The sequence below is a fragment of the Neisseria sp. S1 genome (assembly GCF_048060015.1).
GTDB lineage: Bacteria > Pseudomonadota > Gammaproteobacteria > Burkholderiales > Neisseriaceae > Neisseria > Neisseria arctica.
This window is the reverse complement of sequence record NZ_JBLUPI010000002.1, coordinates 195,138-216,633: the sequence shown is the minus strand read 5'-3', so window position 1 is coordinate 216,633 and position 21,496 is coordinate 195,138. Positions and strand designations below refer to the sequence as shown.

Annotated in this window: 18 protein-coding genes and 2 tRNA genes; 10 read left to right on the top strand and 10 right to left on the bottom strand. The window is 48.9% G+C overall.

From position 1 onward, the window contains the following. Nucleotides 1-61: 61 nt before the first annotated feature. The 6 genes from ACEPPX_RS02655 (at nucleotide 62) to hemE (ending at nucleotide 6,757) form a co-directional block, all read left to right on the top strand. On the top strand, nucleotides 62-943 hold the full coding sequence (locus ACEPPX_RS02655) for a prephenate dehydrogenase (protein ID WP_416622872.1): 882 nt from the start codon (nucleotides 62-64) through the stop codon (nucleotides 941-943). A gap of 116 nt (nucleotides 944-1,059) precedes the next feature. Beyond that, the gene (hemC, locus tag ACEPPX_RS02650; RefSeq protein WP_047761225.1) at nucleotides 1,060-1,998 is read left to right on the top strand and encodes a hydroxymethylbilane synthase; all 939 of its coding nucleotides are present in this window, start codon (nucleotides 1,060-1,062) and stop codon (nucleotides 1,996-1,998) included. Between the two features lie 104 nt (nucleotides 1,999-2,102). Beyond that, on the top strand, nucleotides 2,103-2,852 hold the full coding sequence (locus ACEPPX_RS02645; protein ID WP_416622837.1) for a uroporphyrinogen-III synthase: 750 nt from the start codon (nucleotides 2,103-2,105) through the stop codon (nucleotides 2,850-2,852). Next, nucleotides 2,845-4,287, top strand: coding sequence for a uroporphyrinogen-III C-methyltransferase (locus tag ACEPPX_RS02640; protein ID WP_416622836.1), 1,443 nt, complete (start codon nucleotides 2,845-2,847; stop codon nucleotides 4,285-4,287). The genes ACEPPX_RS02645 and ACEPPX_RS02640 overlap by 8 nt, the downstream gene beginning before the upstream one ends. Beyond that, nucleotides 4,284-5,495, top strand: coding sequence for a heme biosynthesis HemY N-terminal domain-containing protein (locus ACEPPX_RS02635; protein WP_416622835.1), 1,212 nt, complete (start codon nucleotides 4,284-4,286; stop codon nucleotides 5,493-5,495). Before ACEPPX_RS02640 ends, ACEPPX_RS02635 begins: the two co-directional genes overlap by 4 nt. A 200-nt stretch (nucleotides 5,496-5,695) precedes the next feature. Beyond that, complete coding sequence (hemE, locus tag ACEPPX_RS02630; RefSeq protein WP_416622834.1) at nucleotides 5,696-6,757, top strand: uroporphyrinogen decarboxylase; 1,062 nt, start codon at nucleotides 5,696-5,698, stop codon at nucleotides 6,755-6,757. 223 nt (nucleotides 6,758-6,980) lie between these two features. Here hemE and ACEPPX_RS02625 read toward each other — a convergent pair. From ACEPPX_RS02625 to rng, 5 genes are all read right to left on the bottom strand, one after another. Then, nucleotides 6,981-7,057, bottom strand: a tRNA-Asp gene (locus tag ACEPPX_RS02625). Between the two features lie 12 nt (nucleotides 7,058-7,069). Beyond that, nucleotides 7,070-7,145, bottom strand: a tRNA-Val gene (locus tag ACEPPX_RS02620). A gap of 78 nt (nucleotides 7,146-7,223) precedes the next feature. Beyond that, nucleotides 7,224-9,203 carry a cation:proton antiporter gene (locus ACEPPX_RS02615; protein WP_416622833.1) on the bottom strand — a complete coding sequence of 660 codons (1,980 nt, stop codon included), beginning with the start codon at nucleotides 9,201-9,203 and terminating at the stop codon, nucleotides 7,224-7,226. Nucleotides 9,204-9,316: 113 nt separating this feature from the next. After that, entirely contained in the window at nucleotides 9,317-10,108 is a 792-nt protein-coding gene (gene cysE, locus ACEPPX_RS02610; protein ID WP_047761231.1) for a serine O-acetyltransferase, read from the bottom strand. A gap of 172 nt (nucleotides 10,109-10,280) precedes the next feature. Further along, nucleotides 10,281-11,774, bottom strand: a complete 1,494-nt coding sequence (gene rng, locus ACEPPX_RS02605) for a ribonuclease G (RefSeq protein ID WP_047761232.1) — start codon at nucleotides 11,772-11,774, stop codon at nucleotides 10,281-10,283. A 355-nt stretch (nucleotides 11,775-12,129) separates the two neighbouring features. On the opposite strand from rng, the gene ACEPPX_RS02600 reads away from it, so the two are divergent. Beyond that, nucleotides 12,130-12,285, top strand: a complete 156-nt coding sequence (locus ACEPPX_RS02600; protein WP_416622832.1) for a hypothetical protein — start codon at nucleotides 12,130-12,132, stop codon at nucleotides 12,283-12,285. Here the strand turns inward: ACEPPX_RS02600 and ACEPPX_RS02595 are convergent. From ACEPPX_RS02595 to ACEPPX_RS02580, 4 genes are read right to left on the bottom strand one after another with little or no spacing between them, the layout of a single operon-like run. Continuing rightward, the gene (locus tag ACEPPX_RS02595; RefSeq protein WP_416622831.1) at nucleotides 12,255-12,860 is read right to left on the bottom strand and encodes a Maf family protein; all 606 of its coding nucleotides are present in this window, start codon (nucleotides 12,858-12,860) and stop codon (nucleotides 12,255-12,257) included. The genes ACEPPX_RS02600 and ACEPPX_RS02595 overlap by 31 nt on opposite strands. A gap of 37 nt (nucleotides 12,861-12,897) precedes the next feature. Next, nucleotides 12,898-13,743 (bottom strand): SDR family NAD(P)-dependent oxidoreductase, encoded by an 846-nt coding sequence (locus ACEPPX_RS02590; protein WP_416622830.1) that lies wholly within the window; start codon nucleotides 13,741-13,743, stop codon nucleotides 12,898-12,900. A gap of 60 nt (nucleotides 13,744-13,803) precedes the next feature. Further along, nucleotides 13,804-14,880: an ABC transporter ATP-binding protein gene (locus ACEPPX_RS02585; protein ID WP_416622829.1), complete on the bottom strand. Its 1,077-nt coding sequence runs from the start codon at nucleotides 14,878-14,880 to the stop codon at nucleotides 13,804-13,806. Then, a complete protein-coding gene (locus ACEPPX_RS02580) occupies nucleotides 14,877-16,484 on the bottom strand; it encodes an ABC transporter permease (protein ID WP_416622828.1) in 1,608 nt (535 codons plus the stop codon). The genes ACEPPX_RS02585 and ACEPPX_RS02580 overlap by 4 nt, the downstream gene beginning before the upstream one ends. A gap of 383 nt (nucleotides 16,485-16,867) precedes the next feature. On the opposite strand from ACEPPX_RS02580, the gene ACEPPX_RS02575 reads away from it, so the two are divergent. From ACEPPX_RS02575 to cls, 3 genes are all read left to right on the top strand, one after another. Next, nucleotides 16,868-17,860, top strand: coding sequence for a Fe(3+) ABC transporter substrate-binding protein (locus tag ACEPPX_RS02575; protein ID WP_047761237.1), 993 nt, complete (start codon nucleotides 16,868-16,870; stop codon nucleotides 17,858-17,860). A gap of 261 nt (nucleotides 17,861-18,121) precedes the next feature. Then, nucleotides 18,122-18,529, top strand: coding sequence for a YqaA family protein (locus ACEPPX_RS02570; protein WP_416622827.1), 408 nt, complete (start codon nucleotides 18,122-18,124; stop codon nucleotides 18,527-18,529). A 64-nt stretch (nucleotides 18,530-18,593) separates the two neighbouring features. Then, nucleotides 18,594-20,084 carry a cardiolipin synthase gene (cls, locus tag ACEPPX_RS02565; RefSeq protein WP_416622826.1) on the top strand — a complete coding sequence of 497 codons (1,491 nt, stop codon included), beginning with the start codon at nucleotides 18,594-18,596 and terminating at the stop codon, nucleotides 20,082-20,084. A gap of 241 nt (nucleotides 20,085-20,325) precedes the next feature. On the opposite strand, the gene waaF is transcribed toward cls, so the two are convergent. Continuing rightward, a complete protein-coding gene (waaF, locus tag ACEPPX_RS02560; RefSeq protein WP_416622825.1) occupies nucleotides 20,326-21,351 on the bottom strand; it encodes a lipopolysaccharide heptosyltransferase II in 1,026 nt (341 codons plus the stop codon). Nucleotides 21,352-21,496: the final 145 nt, after the last annotated feature.

Sequence of the window (21,496 nt, the reverse complement as noted above, 5' to 3'; positions counted from 1 at the left end):
GGCCGTCTGAAACATTTTCAGACGGCATATCTGTTTGAACCGTATTATCTGTTATCCGTTTATGAATAGTTTAGCCTCCCTCAAACAAATCTGCCTTATCGGTGTCGGCTTGATAGGCGGTTCGTTTGTGCTTGATTTGAAACGCAAGGGGTTGGTCGAACGCGTAACCGGTATTGATTTAAACGGCGATAACCTTGAGCGGGCTATTGAGCGCAAGGTTATAGATGTTGCTTACGATAGCATTTGCTCGGATAGTATCGGAAATGCCGATTTGGTATTGATTGCTACCCCTGTCGCGACTTTGCCTGCTATCTGCACCGAATTGGCACCTTTATTACCCGGACAAACGGTGGTAAGCGATGTCGGTAGTACCAAACAATCTGCTTTGGCTGCATTCAGGCAATACCTGCCGCAGCATTTGCCGCGTTGTGTTGCGGCCCATCCGATTGCCGGTTCCGACAGGCATGGCGCATTGGCGGCGCAATTCGGTTTGTATCAAGATAAAAAACTGATTCTTTGCCCGCACGAAAAGCAAGATCTAAACAGTTTATATCGGGTGGAAAAGTTATGGCAGGCCGTAGGAGCCATTACCTATCATATGGATGCGGCGGATCATGATGCTATTTTTGCCGCCGTATCACATATGCCGCATATGCTGGCGTATTCCTATGTGCATCAAATTGCCGAACATGCCGATGCTCAAATTTACCTTGAGTTTGCCGCATCAGGTTTTCGTGACTTTACCCGTATCGCTTCCAGCCATCCGGCTATTTGGACGGATATCTGTCTGGCCAACAAACAGAGCCTTCAGGCTTTGTTGGCCGGGCAACAACAGGAGTTGGCCTATTTGCAGCAAATACTGGAAAAAGCCGATGCGGCCGCACTTTACCGCTATTTTGAAAAAGCCAAGCAAACCAGAGATGATTGGCAGGCAGGACAATAATATTTAAATGAGCATTTAATTTTCAGACGGCATAGCCGATTACACGATGCCGTCTGAAAATTGTAGCTCATATTAGACTTCACTTAATTTTTATATTATTAAAAACAGGCAAGACAATGACACCGAACAAACTCGTTATCGCCAGCAGGGAAAGCGCTTTAGCCATGTGGCAGGCCGAACATATCCGAGACAAACTACAAGCTTTATATCCGCAATGTGAAGTCAGTATTTTGGGGATGACTACCCAAGGTGATCAGATTCTTGACAAAACCCTCTCCAAAATAGGAGGTAAGGGATTGTTTATCAAAGAGTTAGAGCAGGCATTGAAAGATGGCCGGGCTGATTTGGCCGTGCACTCCATTAAAGACGTACCGATGAAACTACCCGAAGGTTTCATGCTTGCCGCCATCGGCGAACGGGCGAACCCATTCGATGCATTCGTGTCTAACCTGTACGAACGTTTGGAAGAATTGCCGGCCGGTGCCGTAGTCGGCACTTCCAGCTTACGCCGAGAAGCGCAACTGCGCGCCCGTTATCCGCATTTGGAAATCCGGCCTTTGCGCGGCAATGTCCAAACACGGCTCGCCAAGCTTGATAACGGCGACTACGATGCCATCATCCTTGCGGCAGCAGGCTTACAACGTTTGGGTTTGGATGATCGTATCCGTGTCATTCTTTCGCCGATAGACAGCCTGCCGGCAGCAGGGCAAGGTGCACTAGGCATAGAAATTGCCGCGCATCGTTACGACTTATTACCTGTGCTGAATCCGCTTAATCATGCGTTAACTAATGCTTGTGTTATGGCCGAAAGAGCTTTGGCCCGCGCTTTGGACGGTAGTTGCCAAGTTCCTTTGGCCGCGTATTGTACCGAAGAAGGTGGTATGTTGACTTTGCGCGGTTTAGTAGGCCATCCCGACGGTTCTATGATTTTAGAAGCTTCCGCACAAGCTCCCATCGCTTATGCCGATGCATTGGGTCGTGCGGTAGCGAAAAAGCTAGCGGATGACGGTGCGATCGAGCTGATTAAAGCCGTATTGGCCGAGAATGCCGAATAATATTTTCAGACGGCCTTGGAAATATCCAATCAGGCCGTCTGAAAATAAAAGGCAATGATTTGATATTGCTCAGAGTAATGCCTTTAACGCCCATTTTATTATGTATGCATAAAGCCCCCTTGTTTCCCCCGCTGATTTTAATTGTCCGCCCGCCCCGGCAGGCTCTTGCCGATGTTGCGGTATGTGAAGAAGCGGGTTGGCGTGCGCAAATATTCAGCCCTATGGATATAGAAGCTGATCATGAGGCCGTAGAAAGTTTGAATGAGCGGGCACGACAGGCAGATGCGGTGTTTTGGGTAAGCCCGAGTGCGGTTTCGGTAGGCGCCCGGGCAGTTGATTTCACGAATAGCAGTACCCGGCATATTGCGGTTGGCGAGGGTACGAAAAAAGGATTGTCCGTTTTCTGCCCGTACGAAGTGCTTTGTCCCTCACAGGGAAATGACAGCGAAGCGGTTTGGGAATTGCCCGTATGGAAACAATTGCCCCTAACTGCGCGTATCTTGATCGTACGCGGACACGGCGGGCGTAATTGGTTGATAGAAAAGCTGACGGCAAAGGGCTTTACCGTTGATGTCGCCGAAGTATATTTCAGACGGGAGCGGCAGCTTGATTGGGTATGGTTCCAACAACAGCAGCCGCAAGCGGCATTTGTGGCGTCGGCAGAATGTGTCCGTCTTTTATTCGGGCAAGTACCGCCGTCATTGGCGCAATTATTGAAAACCTTGTTATACTTGACTCATCACGTGCGTATCGCCGAGGCTTTAAAAGCTGCCGGTGCCGAACATATCCGGGTGATTCCGAAGTTGGATGCGCACGCCTTGAATCATGCGTTGTACGGAGAAAAAAATGAGTAAACCCGAAGATGCGCCGTCTGAAAATCCGCAAGTTGAAACCAAGCCTGCGGTAGAACAACCCGAGCATGATGCAGTTAAAGAAAGCGCTGTATCTTCTACCGAAGCCGATAGCGGCAAACAGCCCGCTACCGATTCTCCATCTGTCGTACAAACAGCAGGCCAAAAGGCCGAAAAAATATCTGAGAAAAACGAATCTGTAGGAAAACCTATGTCTGAAACCAATCAAAATCCCGCTCCGGCAACAGCACCCGTGGTCATCAAACAGTCTTCAGGAAAAGGCCTGGCCGTAGGCGCCCTCGTGCTGGCTTTGTTGGGCTTGGGAGCAAGCGGCTTTTTATTTGTTCAAGGCCAAAACTTGTTAAAAACCCAGCAGTTGAGTTTTGATCAAAAAATCGATAAAGCCGCATTGGGTGAAAGCCAAAATGCCAATCTTCTACAAGACAACTTGCGAAAACAAGCTGAGGTGGAAAGCCTGCTGGCACAACTTTCTACAGGCCAAAAAGCCAATGCCGAACAAATTGCAGCGGCTAACCGCGCTTATCAAGAATTATTGAAAGGTCGTGCCAATTGGTTGGTAGACGAAGTAGAAGCAACATTGAATTTGGCCTCGCAGCAGCTTTTGTTATCAGGTAACGTACCCGTGGCTGTAACGGTGTTGGAAAGCATTGAAAGCCGTTTGAGCCGTTTTGACCAGCCTGATTTGCTGCCTATCAAACAGGCAATCAGCAGCGACTTGGCTGGATTAAAAAACCGCCCCTATCTGGACATTTCGGCTACTTCTTTGAGATTGGATCGCTTGGAAACCGCGGTCGCCGGATTGCCACTGGTGCTAGATAACACTTTGCAACCGGGCAAGGCCGAACCCTTGCCGGAGGATGATGCAAACCTTCCGTGGTGGCAAAATGCTTGGAATAAAATCTTAGCCAGCTTAAAAGGTGTAGTTGAGGTACGCCATCTGAATAACAACGATGCAATGTTGATTGCACCCGAACAAGTTTATTTTGTGAGGGAAAACCTACGCTTGCACTTATTAGATGCACGTACGGCTTTGCTCCGCCATAACGGCGAAGTTTACCAAAGTGATCTTAATAGTGCTGAAGCCGCTGTGAAGCAGTATTTTGATCCGGCCTCTCCGGCTACGCAGTCTTGGCTGAAAGAATTGGCGGAGTTGAAAGCTATAGATGTCCGCATGATTTCCGATAATGCCTTAAAAGCCAGCCTCACCGCGGTGCGTGCTTACCAAGATAGCGTGCGTACTGCTATGCCTGCCGCTTCTGCTTCGGATACGGTTGAAAATAATGCAGCCAGCGAAGCCGCAGCTCCCGCTCAGGCGTCTTCTCCGGAAACCTCCCCAAAACAACCTGAAAAACAGGAGGCGGCTCCTGCTGCGCCTGCCGAAGCACCTGCCAGCCAAGTTAAAGGGGATAAAGTATGAAAAGTTTGATTTGGATTATCATCCTTTTTGCTGTGGCAGTTGGCTTAGCAATCGCTTCAAGCACTTACAGCGGCAATGTTTATATTGTTGCGGAACAAACCATGCTGCGGGTAAACCTGCATGCGTTTATCCTCGGATTGATTGCGACAGTTGTCGTGTTATATCTGTTGGTAAGGCTAATTGCCGGATTGTTGAATATTCCGGGCCGTATGGAGCGTTTTGGTATTGCTCGTAAAAGCCGTAAGGCCGGCTTGGCTTTGGATAGTGCCGGTTTGGCATTTTTTGAGGGCAAGTTCCAGAAGGCGGAACAGGAGGCGGCCAAAGTTTTGGGTAATAAGGAAGCCGGTGATCATCGTGCTTTAGCCTTGATGTTGGGGGCACATGCGGCCGACCAAATGGATGATGCCGTATTGCGTGACAAATATTTGAAGGAAATTGAGTCATTGCCGCCTAAGCAGCAATTATCCCGATATTTGTTATTGGCAGAGTCCGCTCTAAACCGCCGCGATTACCCGACAGTTGAAAATAATCTGACTGCTGCCGCGCAAATCAACCCCAGCTTGACCAGACTGGTACGTTTGCAGTTGCGTTACGCTTTTGATCATGGCAACGCATTGGATGTATTGGATAAAACTGCCAAGCTGAAAAAGGCGGGGGCATTGAATGATTATGAGGCAAGCGAATATGAAAATTGGGCTTATCGCCGCTTATTGGCTTTATCCCGTGATGCCGGTGGCTTGAAAGCTTGCTTGAAACGTATTCCTGAAAGCGCGAAAGCAGGTGAGCTTTGCCTGTCTGTGGCAGAGAAATACGCACGCTTGGGGTTGTATGGTCAGGCCGTTAAATGGGTAGGAGAATATTATCCGCAAACCCGTCAAGCGGAACTGCTTGAGCCGTTTGCTGACAGCGTGCGCTATTTGGATGATAAAGCACAACGCCAAGCCATTGATACTGCGGACGGCTGGTTAAAGGCTAAGCCTGATGATGCATCTTTACTGCTACTGCTTGGCCAGTTGGCTTATGATAAACAATTATGGGGTAAAGCCCAAGGCTATTTGGAAGCCAGCCTTGCCGTTAAGCCGACAACTCAGGCACATTTAGTTTTGGCAAAAATTTTTGATGAGATGGAACAGCCCGTCAAAGCTCAAGAACAACGTCGTTTGGCTTTGGAAAGCGTAGCGGAAGAAGAGAATTTGCCTGCCGTATAATACTATTTTGAAATAGCTGAAAATGCCGTCTGAAAAGTTTCAGACGGCATTTTATATATGTATCGGTTTGGTATGATTGCTTGGTTTGTACCAATTGATTTTTAAAAGTGTTTAAGCAATATCCTGATGATGGCAGGTTAATGAATCTGCCTGTTTCATGATATGATTCGCCTTTATCAAATGTAAGTGGAAAACGGCATATGACTGCTTTAAAAAATGATACTTTCCTACGTGCTTTATTAAAAGAGCCGGTAGAGTACACGCCTATTTGGATGATGCGTCAGGCAGGGCGGTATCTGCCTGAATATAAAGCTACCCGTGCGGCGGCAGGCAGTTTTTTAGACCTATGTAAAAATACCGAATTGGCTACAGAGGTAACGATTCAGCCTCTTGAGCGCTTTAACTTGGATGCGGCTATTTTATTTTCGGATATTTTAACTGTACCCGACGCGATGGGCTTGGGTTTGTATTTTGCAGAAGGAGAGGGGCCGAAATTCGAGCGTGCTTTGCAGCATGAAGCCGATATTGCGAAGCTGGAAGTACCCGATATGGATAAGCTGCAATATGTATTTGATGCAGTAACTTCAATCCGCCGTGCATTGGCAGGCAGTGTGCCGCTTATCGGCTTTTCCGGCAGCCCGTTTACTTTGGCCTGTTATATGGTAGAGGGTGGAAGCAGTAAAGAGTTTCGTACTATCAAAACGATGATGTATTCCCGCCCCGAATTGTTGCATAAAATTTTGGATGTGAATGCACAGGCCGTTACAGCATATTTGAATGCGCAAATTGATGCCGGTGCGCAGGCCGTGCAGATTTTTGATACATGGGGTGGTGTATTGAGTGATGCGGCATTTGAAGCTTTCAGTCTGCGGTATATGCAGCAGATCGTACAAGGTTTGAAGCGTGAAAACGAAGGCCGTCGAGTGCCGGTGATTGTATTTACCAAGGGAGGCGGTTTGTGGCTGGAGAAGCTGGCCGGTATCGGAGCTGATGCTTTGGGCTTGGATTGGACATGTAATATCGGTGATGCGCGCCGCCGGGTGGGGGAGCAAGTGGCATTGCAAGGTAATTTTGATCCGTTTGCATTATTCGGTACCCCTGATAGTATCCGCAATGAAGTTGGCCGTATTTTGGCGGCTTATGGAGAGGGTAGCGGCCATGTTTTTAATTTGGGCCATGGTATCAATCAACATGCGGATCCCGAGTATGCTAAAATCTTAGTCGATACCGTACACGAACTTTCGCGACAATATCATAGTTAATATGATTTATTTAAGACCATAAGGTTTTTTAGCTGATATTTATAAAAATGCCGTCTGAAATTTTTCAGACGGCATTTTTATTGGATAAAGTATTTATTTTCCTTTGGAGTGATAAGATAAGGATCTTGAGTATATAGAATATGGTTAAGTATTTATTATAGAGTTTCGTATTATATAAAATAAATAAAAGGCACCAAAAATTGGTGCCTTTTATTTGAAAGGTTGGCGGAGTGGACGGGGCTCGAACCCGCGACCCCCGGCGTGACAGGCCGGTATTCTAACCAACTGAACTACCACTCCGCGCAAAGAAACTGGTGGGTGATGACGGAGTCGAACCGCCGACATTCTGCTTGTAAGGCAGACGCTCTACCAACTGAGCTAATCACCCTTTTATTTCTCGCTCAATGTTGCGAGAACGTAATTAAACCAAAAAGCTGCTTTCCTTGCAAGTATTTTAAAATAAATTTTAGCTTTTTCCTTGTAGTATCCAGTTTTCAAAGGAAATTATTTTTTCTTTACTTCCTGCGATCACGAGAATGTCTCCGGCTTCCAGTATAAAAGTCTCGTCATATTGCTGGATTTGATGGGTTTGACGGCGTACAAACAGCAGTTTAATTTCAAAATCCGCCAAAGGAATTTCTTTGATTTGCTTGCCGGCAGCGTAAGCTTCGTCGGGAAGGGCAAAGGCATAACGGCTGATGCTGGCTTTTTCATCGTAAAAATCTTTTTTACCGTTTTTCCCGGAAAACAGCCCTTGTAAGATTTGATAGCGGCTATGGCGTATATCAGTGATGATTTTGTGTACATTTTGATAGGAAATGCCGGATCCAAGCAGTGTATAGGCGGCTAATGCAAGGCTGGACTCTTTGGCATCCGATACGGTTTCTTCGGCACCCATCTCGGCAAATGTTTGCAGATAGTCGTCGCTGGTTGCGCGAACATGCACCGGCATGGTGGGATACATGTACATAATATTATCGAGAATGTGACGGGTTTCGGCCATGTTATTTAATGTAATAACTACCATTTTTGCGCGTGATAGTCCTGCTGCTTCAAGTACTTCACGCCGTTTGGCATCGCCGAATGCAACCGGTTCTCCTGCGCTGCGGGCGATCCGTACGCGTTCGGCATCCAGATCTAGTGCGTAGTAGGTGATATTTTCTTGTTCGAGAATCCGTGCGATGGTTTGGCCGCAGCGCCCGTAACCAATTATAAGGATATGCTCGGATTTACTCATCGTAGCAATCAGCATATTTTGCAAATCAACGGCTTTCATATCCCAATCGGATTTCACCAAACGATTGATGATCTTTTCGCTGCCGTTAAGGATGAACGGAGCCAATATCATAGAAACCAAAATAGCAGCGGTAGCGGCTTGTTCCCATTCTGAAGAAAGCATATTGAGTTTATGAGAGACGGTTAGGATAACAAAGCCGAATTCGCCGCCTTGTGCCAGATACATCGCGGTTTTCATGCTGTCGGCGACGCTATGGCGCAAATAACGGGCAATAGCCGTGATAATCAACGCTTTTAATACAAGTAATATGATTAACAGCATCAGTACGCTTTGCCAGCCTTGTATAAGGGCTGTGATATCAAGCTTCATGCCGACTGTAATGAAGAAGAAGCCCAGTAAGATGTCGCGAAACGGGCGGATATCGTCTTCAACTTGAAATCGGTATTCGGTTTCGGAAAGCAGCATACCGGCTACAAATGCTCCCAAAGCCAAGGATAGGCCTTCTAGCTCGGTGAGGTAGGCAACACCCAGAGTAACCAGTAAAACGTTAATCATAAACAGCTCGGATGACTTTTGTTTGGCTACGAGACGGAACCAAGGTGTCATCAGGCGGCTGCCTATCACGAATAAGAGGCCCAATGTGGCGATCATTTTAACGGTTGCTATACCTAGGGCATACAGAAGGTTGTCTTGGCTATCGCCGGCCAAAGCCGGCAGCAGAATCATCAGCGGTACGACAGCGATATCCTGCATGAGTAATACGCCCATCGCCATTTGGCCATGCGGCTGTCCCAGTTCCGTTGTTTCCGAGAGAATACGGCTGACGATGGCGGTAGATGACATAGCCAGTGCGCCTGCAATAGTAAAGGCATGAATAACCGGGGTATTTTGTAGTAGAAGAATGCCGAATATAGCCGTAATGGTGAGAACAACCTGTAGCCCGCCCAAGCCGAAAACCAGCTTGCGCATGGCTTTTAGCTTAGGTAATGAAAATTCCAAGCCGATACTGAACATTAGAAACATAATCCCGATTTCACCGAGATAATCAGTGGCAGGAGTTTGCGGGATCAGATGGAATACGCCGGGCCCGGCCAAAAATCCGACCAACAGATAGCCCAACATAGATGGAATATTGAGTTTGCGACAGATGATTACGGTTAAAACCGCAACCAGCAAGACGATAACGATAGGGGCTAGGGAAAAATGCATAGCGGGTGGTTTCGGTTTTCAGACGGCTAGAATCGGTCAAACCGGCGAGCACAGGATATACCGTATGGATTTGGTTTCAAGGTGCCGCCGGGATATTGAAGTCCGTATAGTCGTTAGATAGATTGATCCATTTCTGCGGCAGGCATATTCGCCGATTTGCCGGTAGGGCGTGCGGGTACGCCGACAACGGTAGTGTATTCCGGTACATCAGAGACAACAACACTGCCTGCTCCGATTTTAGACCAGTTGCCGATACGGATATTGCCCAATACCGAGGCATTGGCACCGATCATGACGCCGTCGCCGACTTTCGGATGGCGGTCGCCGCTTTCTTTGCCGGAACCGCCCAGGGTTACGCCATGCAAAATAGAAATATCGTTACCCAGTACGGCGGTTTCTCCCACAACAAAACCGGTAGCGTGGTCGAGCATCAAGCCGTGACCGAAGCGGGCCGCCGGATGGATATCAGTGCCGAATACTTCCGACATACGGTTTTGCAGAAAGTAAGCGAGGGTTTTACGCTGATTTTTCCACAACCAGTGGTTGATGCGGTGTGCTTGGATAGCGTGAAAGCCTTTGAAATAAAGCAGCGGTAATGAATATTGGTCACAGGCCGGATCGCGATCGTAGCACGCGCGGATATCGCATTCTACGGCAGCGATAATCGAAGGATCGTCTTTAAGTGCTTGGATATAGACTTCGTAAAGCGCGCGCGCATCCATAATGGCGCTGGACAACTTGCTAGATAAGTGAAAGGCTAAAACTCTGTCAAGCGAAGTATGGCGCAGCACGGTCAGATGGAGAAAACTAGCCAACATTGGTTCGGATTTTGCCGCAGTTTCAGCTTCTTGGCGGATGGTTTGCCATAAATCGGAATCATTCGTGCGGGTAGTTTGGATATTCATGATGTGCTCGCGGTTATGTTGTGGTTGGTGTTTTGAAATTGCTAGGTGTTTGCTGATAGCATATGTTTGTATCTTACCGATAAAAGGTTGCTTTTTTCAATTATTTCTTCATGGTGGGCTTCAGTGAAATAAGGCTGTCTGAAAATTTTCAGACGGCCTTTATTGTTTCGGGCTACATCAGCACGATATCGTACTGTTCCTGGGTGTAGGTGGATTCCACTGCTAGTGAGATGGGTTTGCCGATGAAGTCGATCAGCATTGCCAATGATTGCGATTCTTCGTCGAGGAACAAATCGATAACGGGCGGAGAAGCTAAGATACGGAAGCTTTGGACATCATAACGGCGGGCTTCACGTACGATTTCACGCTGGATTTCGTAACAAACGGTTTGCGCCGTTTTCAGACGGCCTCTGCCTTGGCAGGTCGGGCAAGGTTCGCACAGCACATGGTTGAGGTTTTCGCGGGTGCGTTTGCGGGTCAGTTCGACCAGTCCTAAACTGGTAAATCCGTTCAGGGTAACGCGGGTGCGGTCAAAACTGAGCGCTTTGGCCAACTCCTGTAAAACGGCCTCACGGTGGGCTTCGTGCGCCATATCGATAAAGTCGATAATGATGATGCCGCCTAAATTGCGCAAACGCAGCTCGCGGGCAATGGCGTGGCAGGCTTCGAGATTGGTTTTGAAAATGGTTTCGTCAAAATTTCTAGCCCCGACAAAGCCGCCGGTATTGACATCGATTGTAGTCATGGCTTCGGTAGCTTCAATAATCAGATAGCTGCCGAAATTCAGATTGACCCTTGGCTGCAAGGCCCGATTGATTTCCTGTTCGATATTGTAGCTTTCAAACAGCGGGCGTTCGCCTTGGAATAATTGGATTTTACCTACCGCCCCTTGTACGTATTGTTCGGCGAAGGCCAGCATACGTTGGTAATTTTCTTTGGAATCGACCAGGATTTCGCGGGTATTGTCGTTGAACATATCGCGCAAGACGCGTAACGAGAGCGGTAAATCTTGATATAGTAGAGTCTCAGGCGGACTGGTTTTAGCTTGTTGCTGGATGTTACGCCATAGTTTGGTCAGGTAGTCGATATCGGCTTGAAGTTCGCCGTCGGTCGCGGTTTCGGCACTGGTGCGGATGATATAGCCGTGGCAGGCTTCGGCGGGCAACAGATTATTGAGCCGTTCTCGCAGGCTGTTGCGCTCTTCTTCATCTTCGATTCTTTGCGAAATGCCTATATGTTCGTCTTGAGGCAAATGCACAAGGAAACGGCCGGCTAGGGAAATTTGTGTGGATAGGCGCGCACCTTTGGTGTTAATCGGATCCTTGATCACTTGAACCAAAATAGATTGGCCTTCAAACAACATATGCTCGATACGTTGGGTTTCGTCCGGATTCTGCCGTTGTTCCAATAGATCGACGATATGCAGGAAGGCGGCGCGTTCCAATCCGATATCGATAAATGCACTTTGCATGCCAGGCAATACGCGGCGCACAATGCCTAAATAAATATTGCCTACCAATCCGTGACCGCTGTTACGTTCTATATGTAGTTCACATATGTTGTTTTCTTCCAGCATAGCCACGCGGGTTTCTTGTGGGGTAATGTTGACCAATACGGTTTCCGGCGGGCGCACGCAGTCTTTAGGCAGGGGAATACTGGGTAACATAAGTTAAAGCTTCCTAAAATCAAATATTTTTGTCATCGGCTCTGAGCCAAGCGTTATGGCTGCGATAGAGGCCGTCTGAAAAAGACGATGGCAAAAATATTTTGGTATGGCGAAGGCGTAGCGGTGTAATGAAATCTCATTAAAATCAGGCAGGCGGCCGTTGCCGTTTTGGGGTATTGGGGCGTGGAAAAGCAGATTCGGTGAGACTGCCGCTACTTGGTAGTGTACTGAAATTAAACCCGATTACTATACGCTAAAACGCCATATTGCGCCAATAAAGGAATCTTAATATAGCAATTAAAAGCAGATACGGTAGTGGAGGCAATATCAGTTTGTATGCTTTACGGAACACATCGTGGCTGATTTTATTGTGTCGGGTGCCGTTGCTTTTTCGGCATTGATTGCATCTGGTATTTCCTACCGTATGAGGCGAGCATATTACTTGCATCTGAGCTGTATCCTATGCGGTTTGGATATTTATCAGGGCATGGAAAACGGCGGTACGGGGTAGCCGGCCGCAGACAATAGGGAAACGGTTTCATATACGGGTAATCCCATCACGCCGGTAAAACTGCCGTGCAGGTGGGTAACGAAAATACCGCCTAAACCTTGTATGCCGTAAGCACCGGCTTTATCCATAGGCTCGCCACTGGCGATATAGGCGTCTATTTCGGCAGCCGTGAGTGTTTTGAAGCATACGTTGCTTTGTTGCAGAGTGTGGTGCGTTTGGCCTTGGTAGTAAATTGAAACGGCGGTGAGTACCTGATGTTCGCTGCCCGAAAGGCTTTGCAGGATGTCGCGGGCGTGCTGCGCCGATTCCGGTTTGCCTAAAATTTGGTCGGTTAAGGCTACGGTGGTATCGGCAGTGATGAGAGGATAATCCGGCAGGCGGGTATTTTCGGCTTGCCATGATGACAGGGCAGCAGCATTTTTTTCGCGAGCCATCCGGGTTACATAGTGGCTGGCGGCCTCTCCGGATAGAGGGGTTTCATCGATATCGCCTTTCAATCGGATAACGCGGTAACCGAGGCTTTCTAAAATTTCACGCCGGCGCGGGCTGCCGGAAGCTAGATAAAGTGTATGCATTATAAATAGGCCGTCTGAAAAAAATGGTATTTGCCGGTTATTTTTTACCTTGGCCGCTTACTGCGGCACGTTGTAATTTGTCGAGCCATGCGGTGGGTAACAGCCGTTTCAGATACCAGAAAACTTTGGTAGGCAGGGTAACGCGGTAGCGGGCCTTGGGGTGCGCGGTAGTCAGTGCTTTCACGCATATGGCGGCGCAATCAGGTGAAGACATGGTAAACGGGGCTGCATCGCCTTCTGTTTCGAGACGGCGTAATTGGGCGCGGTAGCTTTCGGCGTGTACACTATTTTCAGTATCGATATAGCGGTTGAACGTAATGAGGGCATTGTCGCGAAAGCGTGTGGCAATCGGCCCCGGTTCTACGAGGCTGACAAAAATACCGCTGCCGTGGGTTTCATGGCGAAGCGTGTCGCACATGCCCTCAAGTGCGAATTTGCTGCTGTTGTAGGCACCACGCCAAGGCATGGCGGCAAAGCCGAGGATGCTGCTGTTGACGAGAATGCGGCCATGTCCTTGTTTGCGGAAGATTTTCATGGCATGGGTAATGCATTCCCAAGTGCCGAATACGTTGGTTTCAAACTGTTGTAGCAGAGCTGTGCGGGGAATGTCTTCAACGGCGCCGACTTGTCCGTAGCCGGCATTGCAGAATAAGGCATCCAACCTGCCACCGGTGGCGGTGAGAAGGTGTTCGAAGGCAGCCTCGATTTGCGTACTGTCGGTTACGTCGAGCAATAGTGCGTCTGTCAGGCCTTCATTTTGCAGGCGGGATACGTCGGCAGTTTTCCGGCAACCGGCAAAAACCCGCCAGCCAGCGGCCTGCATCTGTTTGGCGGTATCGTAGCCGATACCGCTGGAGCAGCCCGTAATAAGGATGGTTTTCATGTGATTTTTTTTCGTTTGCTATTGGATACCCAAGACCGTCTGAAAAAACGTTTTGTCTTTTTATTTTGCCGACAGTGGCTTTGCTGCTTTATTGTTTGCGGAGGGCGGGAAGGCTATCAGGTTTTCGATCTGCATGTGTATGCCGATGCGGCTGCCGACAGGGTGGTCGTGGTGACCGGGAACATGGGCGAGAACCTCTTCCCCGCTATCCAACCTGAGGGTATAGGTGAAATAACTGCCTTTGAAATCTTTTGCCAGCACTTCGGCCTGTACCGGGCTATGGTCGTCATGGATAATGTCGTCAGGGCGGATGAGTACGTCTACTTCCTGACAGCTTTGGCAGGCAATCGGTACCGTACCGCAGAAATCACCGCAGGCTAAGCGGATGCAATGCGTGCTGATGGTTTGCCCGCGCAATAAAACACCCTCTCCGATAAAAGCGGCTGCTTCGGCATTGGCCGGATGGTGGTAAAGGTTGTAGGGGGTATCCCATTGCTGGAGGCTGCCGGCCGACATGATGCCGATTTTATCGGCCATGGAAAAAGCTTCTTGTTGGTCGTGGGTAACCAAAACCGCGCTGGTGTTTTCTTTTTTGAGCAGTTGGCGGACTTCTTTCGACAAGCGTGCGCGCAGGTCTGCATCGAGATTGGAAAAAGGCTCGTCAAGCAAAATCAGATCAGGCTTGGGTGCCAGTGCGCGCGCCAGCGCAACCCTTTGTTGCTGGCCTCCGGAAAGCTCGTGGGGGTAGCGTTCTCCGTAGCCTTGCATGCCGATGAGCAAGAGTAGTTCGTCTACGCGCTGCTTGCGCTCGTTTGTAGTTTGCCGGTGAATGCCGAAAGCAATATTGTCTGCTACGGTGAGGTGGGGGAACAAAGCATAGTCTTGGAAAACCATGCCGATACGGCGTTGGTGCGGGGGAACAAAGCTGTTGCCGTCTGAAAGTGTGCGGCCGTTTAGCGAGATGCTGCCGTTTTGGGGCTGTTCAAAACCGGCAATGGCACGTAAGGCGGTGGTTTTTCCACAGCCCGAAGCACCCAGCAAACAGGCAATTTCGCCTTTTTTCAGATTGAAGCCGAAGTGGTTTAATACGGTTTTGCTGCCGAATTGGAGGTGCAGGTCGGAAACTTCTAAAATCATCGGTTACGCTCCGTTCGTGAAAACAGAATAACGGGCAAGAGGCCGGTTAATACGATTAAAAGGGCAGGTAGCGCGGCATAAGCATATTGGCCTTCGGTGGTGAAGGCATAGATACGTACGGCCAGCGTATCCCAATCATAAGGACGTGTCATCAGAGTGATGGGCATCTCTTTCATAATATCGACAAAAGCCATCAATACGGCCGTGCCTAGCGAGCCTTTTAAAAGAGGCAGGTAAACGCGGCGCAGTACACCTGTGCCGGTGCAACCGAGCGAGCGGGCTGCTTCGGCTTGAGAGGGACTGATGCGTTCTAATCCGGCTTCGATAGAGGCATAGCCAACGGCGAGAAACCGGATCAGGTAAGCCAGCAGCATGACTGCCAGTGTGCCTTTGATGATCGCACTGCCTTCGGGTAATTGCAGTTTTTCAATCAATAAATTGTCGAACCATGCCACCGGAACGAATACGCCGACGGCCAATACCGTACCCGGTACGGCGTAACCCAATGTGGTAATACGCGCGGCAACGGCTGCCAAGCGGCTGCGGTCGGCACGCTTGGCAAGTGCCACCAGCAAGGCGACGGCGGCGACCAGAAGGGCGGCTGCCAAGGATGCGGCAAACGAGTGCCAGGCGTTGAGCCATAAGGTGCGGTTAAAGCTGACGGGCCAAGTTTCATAAGCCCAAACAGTAAGTTGAACAACCGGGATCACAAAGGCGAGCAGCAAAATGAGGCTGCAAAAAGCACTGGCCAGCCATTTGCGGACACCGTGCAGAGATTTGTGGCGTTGCTGTTGTGCTTTGCCCGCCTGATGAAAACGCCGGCGGCCCCGGCTGATTTGTTCCAACACCAATAATATGAATACTGCCGTAATCAGTAGTGCCGCCAGCTGTTTGGCGGTTTCAAGGGAATAAAAGTCAAACCATGCTTGGTAAATGGCGGTGGTGAAGGTGTCGTATGTGAAAACGGATACGGTACCGAAATCGGCTAATGTTTCCATCAGGGCGAGAATCAGGCCGCCGCCTATCCAAGGTCTGGCCATCGGTAGGGCGATTTTGACAAATGACTGTGCGGGCGAAAGCCCCAACGATGCGCCGGCTTCCAAGGCGCGTTGTCCCATTCCGGAAAAAGCGTTGCGGGCAAGCAGGTAGACGTAAGGATAAAAAGTCAGGCTCATTACCGCAGTTAATCCGAATACATTGCGAATATCAGGCAAGCCTTGTTCGAGTCCGTAATTCTCCCGTAACCACGTGCTGAGCGGGCCTGTATAGTCGAATAACCCTAACTGGGTAAACGCCAATACATAAGCAGGAACGGCTAAAGGCAGCATCAAGGCCCAAAAGAAAAAGCGGCGCAGTGGAAATTCATACATGGCGGTAAGCCAGGCACATAGCGTGCCGATTACGGTAACGCCGATACCTACGCCCGTAACCAGTATCAAAGTATTTTTGATTAGCTCCGACAATTGGAATTCTAATAAAAATTCCCAAATTTCTGCATCAAATTCACCTACCGCAGTGGTGATAACGGCTAATGGCACGATAACCAGCAGCGTGCACAACAGCAGCCAGCCGCGCGGCAGCAGTTTGATTAATGATAAGTTCATGTTTCAGACGGCCTGCATTGATTCGGTAGGTGCGATTATCGGGGGCATAGGCAATAAATGCAATGGCAAACCGCTATATTTTCGGTATTTTTAAGATAAATGATAGCTTTTATTATTCTCTTGTCGGCTGCTTTCGAATGGAGTAGAATGGCTCTATATCTAAATGAGAATAGTCTTTAATTCCATTTTGATAACGGGAAATAGGGCCGTACGGAAGGTTTACAGAATCAGGCCGAAGCTCCGTTGCCGTTTTATTTCAGCGATTATCCATACTGGCATAGTGTACCTCTTTTATCTTTTTTATAAGGTTGAGGAATTGCGGAACAGGGAAGGTGTTAACCGCAAGATTTGCTTGTATGGCTTGAAGACAAAGGAATTCAGTGATGATGAAAAAAATCTTGGCTGCCTCGTTGGCTTTGGGTGTCGCCGCCCCCGCGCTTTCTGCCGAACTGGTTGTTTATACCTCGCGTGCAGACAATTTGTTGAAGCCGATTGTGGCCGCTTATGAAAAACGTACCGGCAATACCATCAAATTGGTGAGCGGTACCGCAGGTCCGCTGATGGAGCGGATGAAGGCCGAAGGCCGCAATAGCCCGGCCGACGTACTGATTACCGTAGACGGCGGCAATTTGTGGCAAGCCTCTCAGATGGGCTTGTTACGTCCGGTTAACTCCGCTACGCTGAAGAAGAATATTCCCGCCCACCTGCGTGATCCGAAAAATGAATGGTTCGGTTTGTCTGTACGTGCGCGTACTATTTTTTACAATACCAACAAAGTTAAACCTTCCGAGCTTTCTACTTACGCGGATTTGGCTAATCCGAAATGGAAAGGCCGTTTATGCTTGCGTACTTCGGCCAATGTGTACAATCAATCTCTGGTTGCAACCATGATTGCCAATCAAGGTGCGGCTAAAGCTACCCAAGTAGTAAAAGGGTGGGTGAACAATCTGGCAGTGGCTCCGTTTGCCAATGATACCGCTATGCTTGAGGCGATCGGCGCGGGCCGTTGTGATGTGGGTATTGCCAATACTTATTATTACGGCCGTTTGATGGAGAAGCAGCCCAACCTGCCCATCGGCATCGTGTTTGCCGACCAAAAAGGCAAGGGTACCCATGTGAATGTTTCGGGTGCGGGTGTAGCCAAATACAGCAAACAGCCTGCTGAGGCGCAAAAATTCATCGAATGGTTATCCAGCAGCGAAGCGCAAAATTTATTTGCGGATCTGAACAACGAATATCCGGCTAATGCCGGCGTGCTGCCTGATCCGCGTGTTGCGAAATGGGGCAAGTTCAAGCAAGACGTCATTAATGTTTCGGTAGCAGGGCGTAACCAGCGTCAGGCAGTGATGCTGATGCGTCGCGCAGGCTTCCGTTAAGGTGGAATTGTGATAAAAGGCCGTCTGAAATTTCAGACGGCCTTTTTATATGTTGATAGCCAAGCTTGTATTTATTGTAAATTTGAGGTGTGGGGTTCTATCGGGTAGAAGCATAAAGTGTTGGTATCAATCCGAACATTGGCCGATGGTACGGGCTATTGAGAATTGGTTTGGCGGTATATTTCAGAAGAGGGGCCATTTTGAAGACTGCCGTGGTGCTTTCCGATAAAATAACCGCCGTGTATTAACGGCGCGATTTTTATGGATATAGTTTGGGCTTTGGGCGGCTTGGCGGTGTCGGCATTTACTTCGGCAACCATTCTGCCCGGAACTTCGGAAGCCGCTTTTTTGGCCGCATTGCATGTTTACCCACAACATTGGGCAATTATTTTATTGGTAGCCGGCTTGGCAAACGGCTTGGGCAGTGTGGTGTCTTATACTATGGGGCGGTTGATTCCTCCTAAAAAGCAGCCGTCTGAAAAAGTGTTGGCTTGGCTGAAACGGTGGGGCGTATGGACACTTTTATTGGCTTGGGTGCCTGTCATAGGCGACGGCTTACCGATTGCCGCTGGCTGGTTGCGTTTGAATGTTTGGCACAGCACTTTGATGTTGATAGCAGGGAAATTTTTACGTTATGCGGCTTTGTTGGGAGCTGCGGTTGTTATTTGAACGGTAGAGATACGGTTTCAGACGGCCTCTTACTGCCGTAAACCGTGCTAAAAAATAGGTGGATATGAGCGGTATTCAAATTACTTGGGGTGAGATTGTATTGTATTTGCACGGCTTGGCGGTTTTGGGTTGTGCTTTGCGGGTTTTGTATAAACAGCGCAATATCGGCAATACTTTTGCCTGGTTGATTTTGTTCTTTGTCGTGCCGTTTATAGGTGTGGCGCTGTATTTGTTGTTGGGGGAGCCGAGGTTAGGAACGGCTCGTGCAAAACGAACGGCCGAGATGAACCGTTTCTATACCGAAGTCAGCGAACGTTATTTGGCTGATGTTCATTTGGAAATACGCGATGATTTGTCGCCGCATTACCGCGGTATCAGCCAGCTTTCTTCATCGGTTACCGGGCTTTACGCGACCAACAGCAATGCGATGAGTTTGCTTTACACGACCGAAAGCATTCTCGACAGTATGCTTGACGATATCCGTACTGCCTCCCATTCCTGCGTTTTGGTTTTTTACATTATCGATCCTCAAGGCCGTATCGAAACTTTATTAGAGGCATTGGAAGAAGCGGCGCAGCGTGGAGTGGATTGCATGGTGTTGGCAGATGCGGTCGGTAGCAAGGCTTTTTTTCGAAGCTATTGGCCGCGTCGTTTGCGGGCGGCCAAAGTGAAAGTAGAAAGTGCCTTGCCGGTAGGGCTTTGGCGTTCGCTATTTACCCGTACTGATTTAAGAAATCACCGTAAGATATTGATTGTAGATAAAAAAATCGGCTATACGGGTAGCTTTAACTTGGTTGATCCGCGTTATTTCAAACAAAATGCGGGTGTCGGCGAGTGGGTGGATGTTATGATGCGGTGCAGCGGGCCGCTGGTGTTGGAAATGGCTGCAGTGTTTTATGCCGATGTGGCGGTAGAAGATGATCGTAATCTGGCAGAAGTCCAGCAGTATTTAAAAGGCTTTGCCGAGCAGATTCCAGCCCTTATGCCCGGGAAAAGAATGGCCGGCAATATTGTGGCCCAAGTGATCCCTTCTGCACCCAACCAAGCCGAAAGGGTGATTTACGATACGATTATTTCGGCAATTCATGCGGCCGAGCGCAGGCTGATGATTACGACACCTTATTTTATTCCGGATGAACCTCTGCTGTTGGCACTCACGACTGCTGCCCGTCGGGGCGTGGAGGTTACATTGATTTTGCCGGCTAAGGTTGATTCGCTGATGGTGCGTTATGCATCTCGCGCGTATTACCCGATTTTACTCGAAGCAGGTGTGAATATTGCTTTGTATGAAGGCGGTTTGTTACATGCGAAAACGCTGACCGTAGATGACGACTATGCTCTTTTCGGCACGGTAAACATGGATATGCGCAGCTTTTTTCTTAATTTGGAGATCAGCTTGGCCATTTATGACCGTGCGATGACGGCAGAAATTGCCGGCCGTCAGTATGCTTATCTGGCCGATAGCCGACGTATTGATGCCGGTGTATGGCGTTTGCGTCCGAGATGGTGGGGATTAGTTGAAAATACAGTACGTTTGATGAGTCCGCTGTTGTAGTGCATGGATAGGCCGCGTATAGCTGCCGCTGAAGAGATTACTGATTGGGCGGATTAGGCCGTCTGAAAAATTGCGGATGCATAAGCTTGATAATTTTCAGCCATTACTGCAATAGAACGCCATAGTTGTAGAATAAGCGGTTTTGCCGTTGTATTTTATGTAAGTATTTATATAGTTAAGTAGAAATAAGCCGCATATGCTTGGATATGCGGCTTATTTTTTCTAGATGACGGATGGTTTCTTAATTTCCATGCCGGGAAGTCTCGTGTGTTTTTTCCCATACCAATTGTGGAGAAAGTTTATTCAGGCAGTCTGTGTGCCCGAGCGGACATTCCCGTTTGAAGCAGGGGGAGCATTCCAAATTCAAGCTGATGATTTTTGCCTGCGGGCTGAGCGGCGGCGTGTGATCCGGGCTGGATGAACCGTAGATGGCGGCCACTTTACAACCTAGGGCGGCAGCCAGGTGCATTAATCCGCTATCATTGCAAACAACGGTATCAGCGCAAGCAAGTAGGTCTATGGCTTCGGCCAAGCTGGTTTTGCCGCATAGATTTTGACAAAGGCCGTCTGAAAGACGGTTGATTTCATCCGCTATTTCAAAATCTTTTTGCGAACCAAAGAGCCAAATCTGCCAGCCTTGCTGTGCATAGCGTTTCGCCAAGTCGGCAAAATGAGCAGCAGGCCAACGTTTGGCAGGGCCGTATTCTGCGCCCGGACAGAAAGCTACGATAGGGCGGTTGGTATCCAAGCTGTGTTTACTTAATGCTTCGGCCTGGCTTTTGGGGGCGATTTTGAATGCAGGATTATCGGAGTGGCCGTTAAAATCGTTTTGGCGGTCATAAGCCAGTGCGGTATAGCGGTCTACCATGAGCGGCAGGGCGGCTTTGTCGAGTTTGCGGATATCGTTTAACAGAAAATAGCGTGATTCACCCACATATCCGGTGCGCCGCTTGATGCCCGTAGCAGCGGCAATGACAGCGGATTTCAGAGAGCCGGGTAATACGATGACTTGGTCGTAGCCGTGTTTGCCCAGCTCCCGTCCCACTTGCCAGCGTTTTTTTAGCTCGAGCGCGCCATGTCCGAAAGGGTTTTCGAAAACACGGTTTACTTCGGGCATACGTTCGAATACGGCCATTGACCATTTGGGAGCAAATACATCGATTTGGCAGCCCGGGTGAAGCTCGTGTAGCCGGCGGTAAAGCGGCTGAGTCATAACGCAATCGCCGATCCAGCTGGGAGAAATAATCAGGATTTTTTTAGATGTCATGTAGGCCGGGGTTCTGTGGGAAGAGTTGTGCGGTTAAGCAAATATTTTGAGGCAATGCTGCTTTTCATTTTCTCGATACTGCCATTTTCAGATACCGTTTTTATTTGGTATTCGGGTATTTTTAGCTGCTCGGTCATTTGCTTTA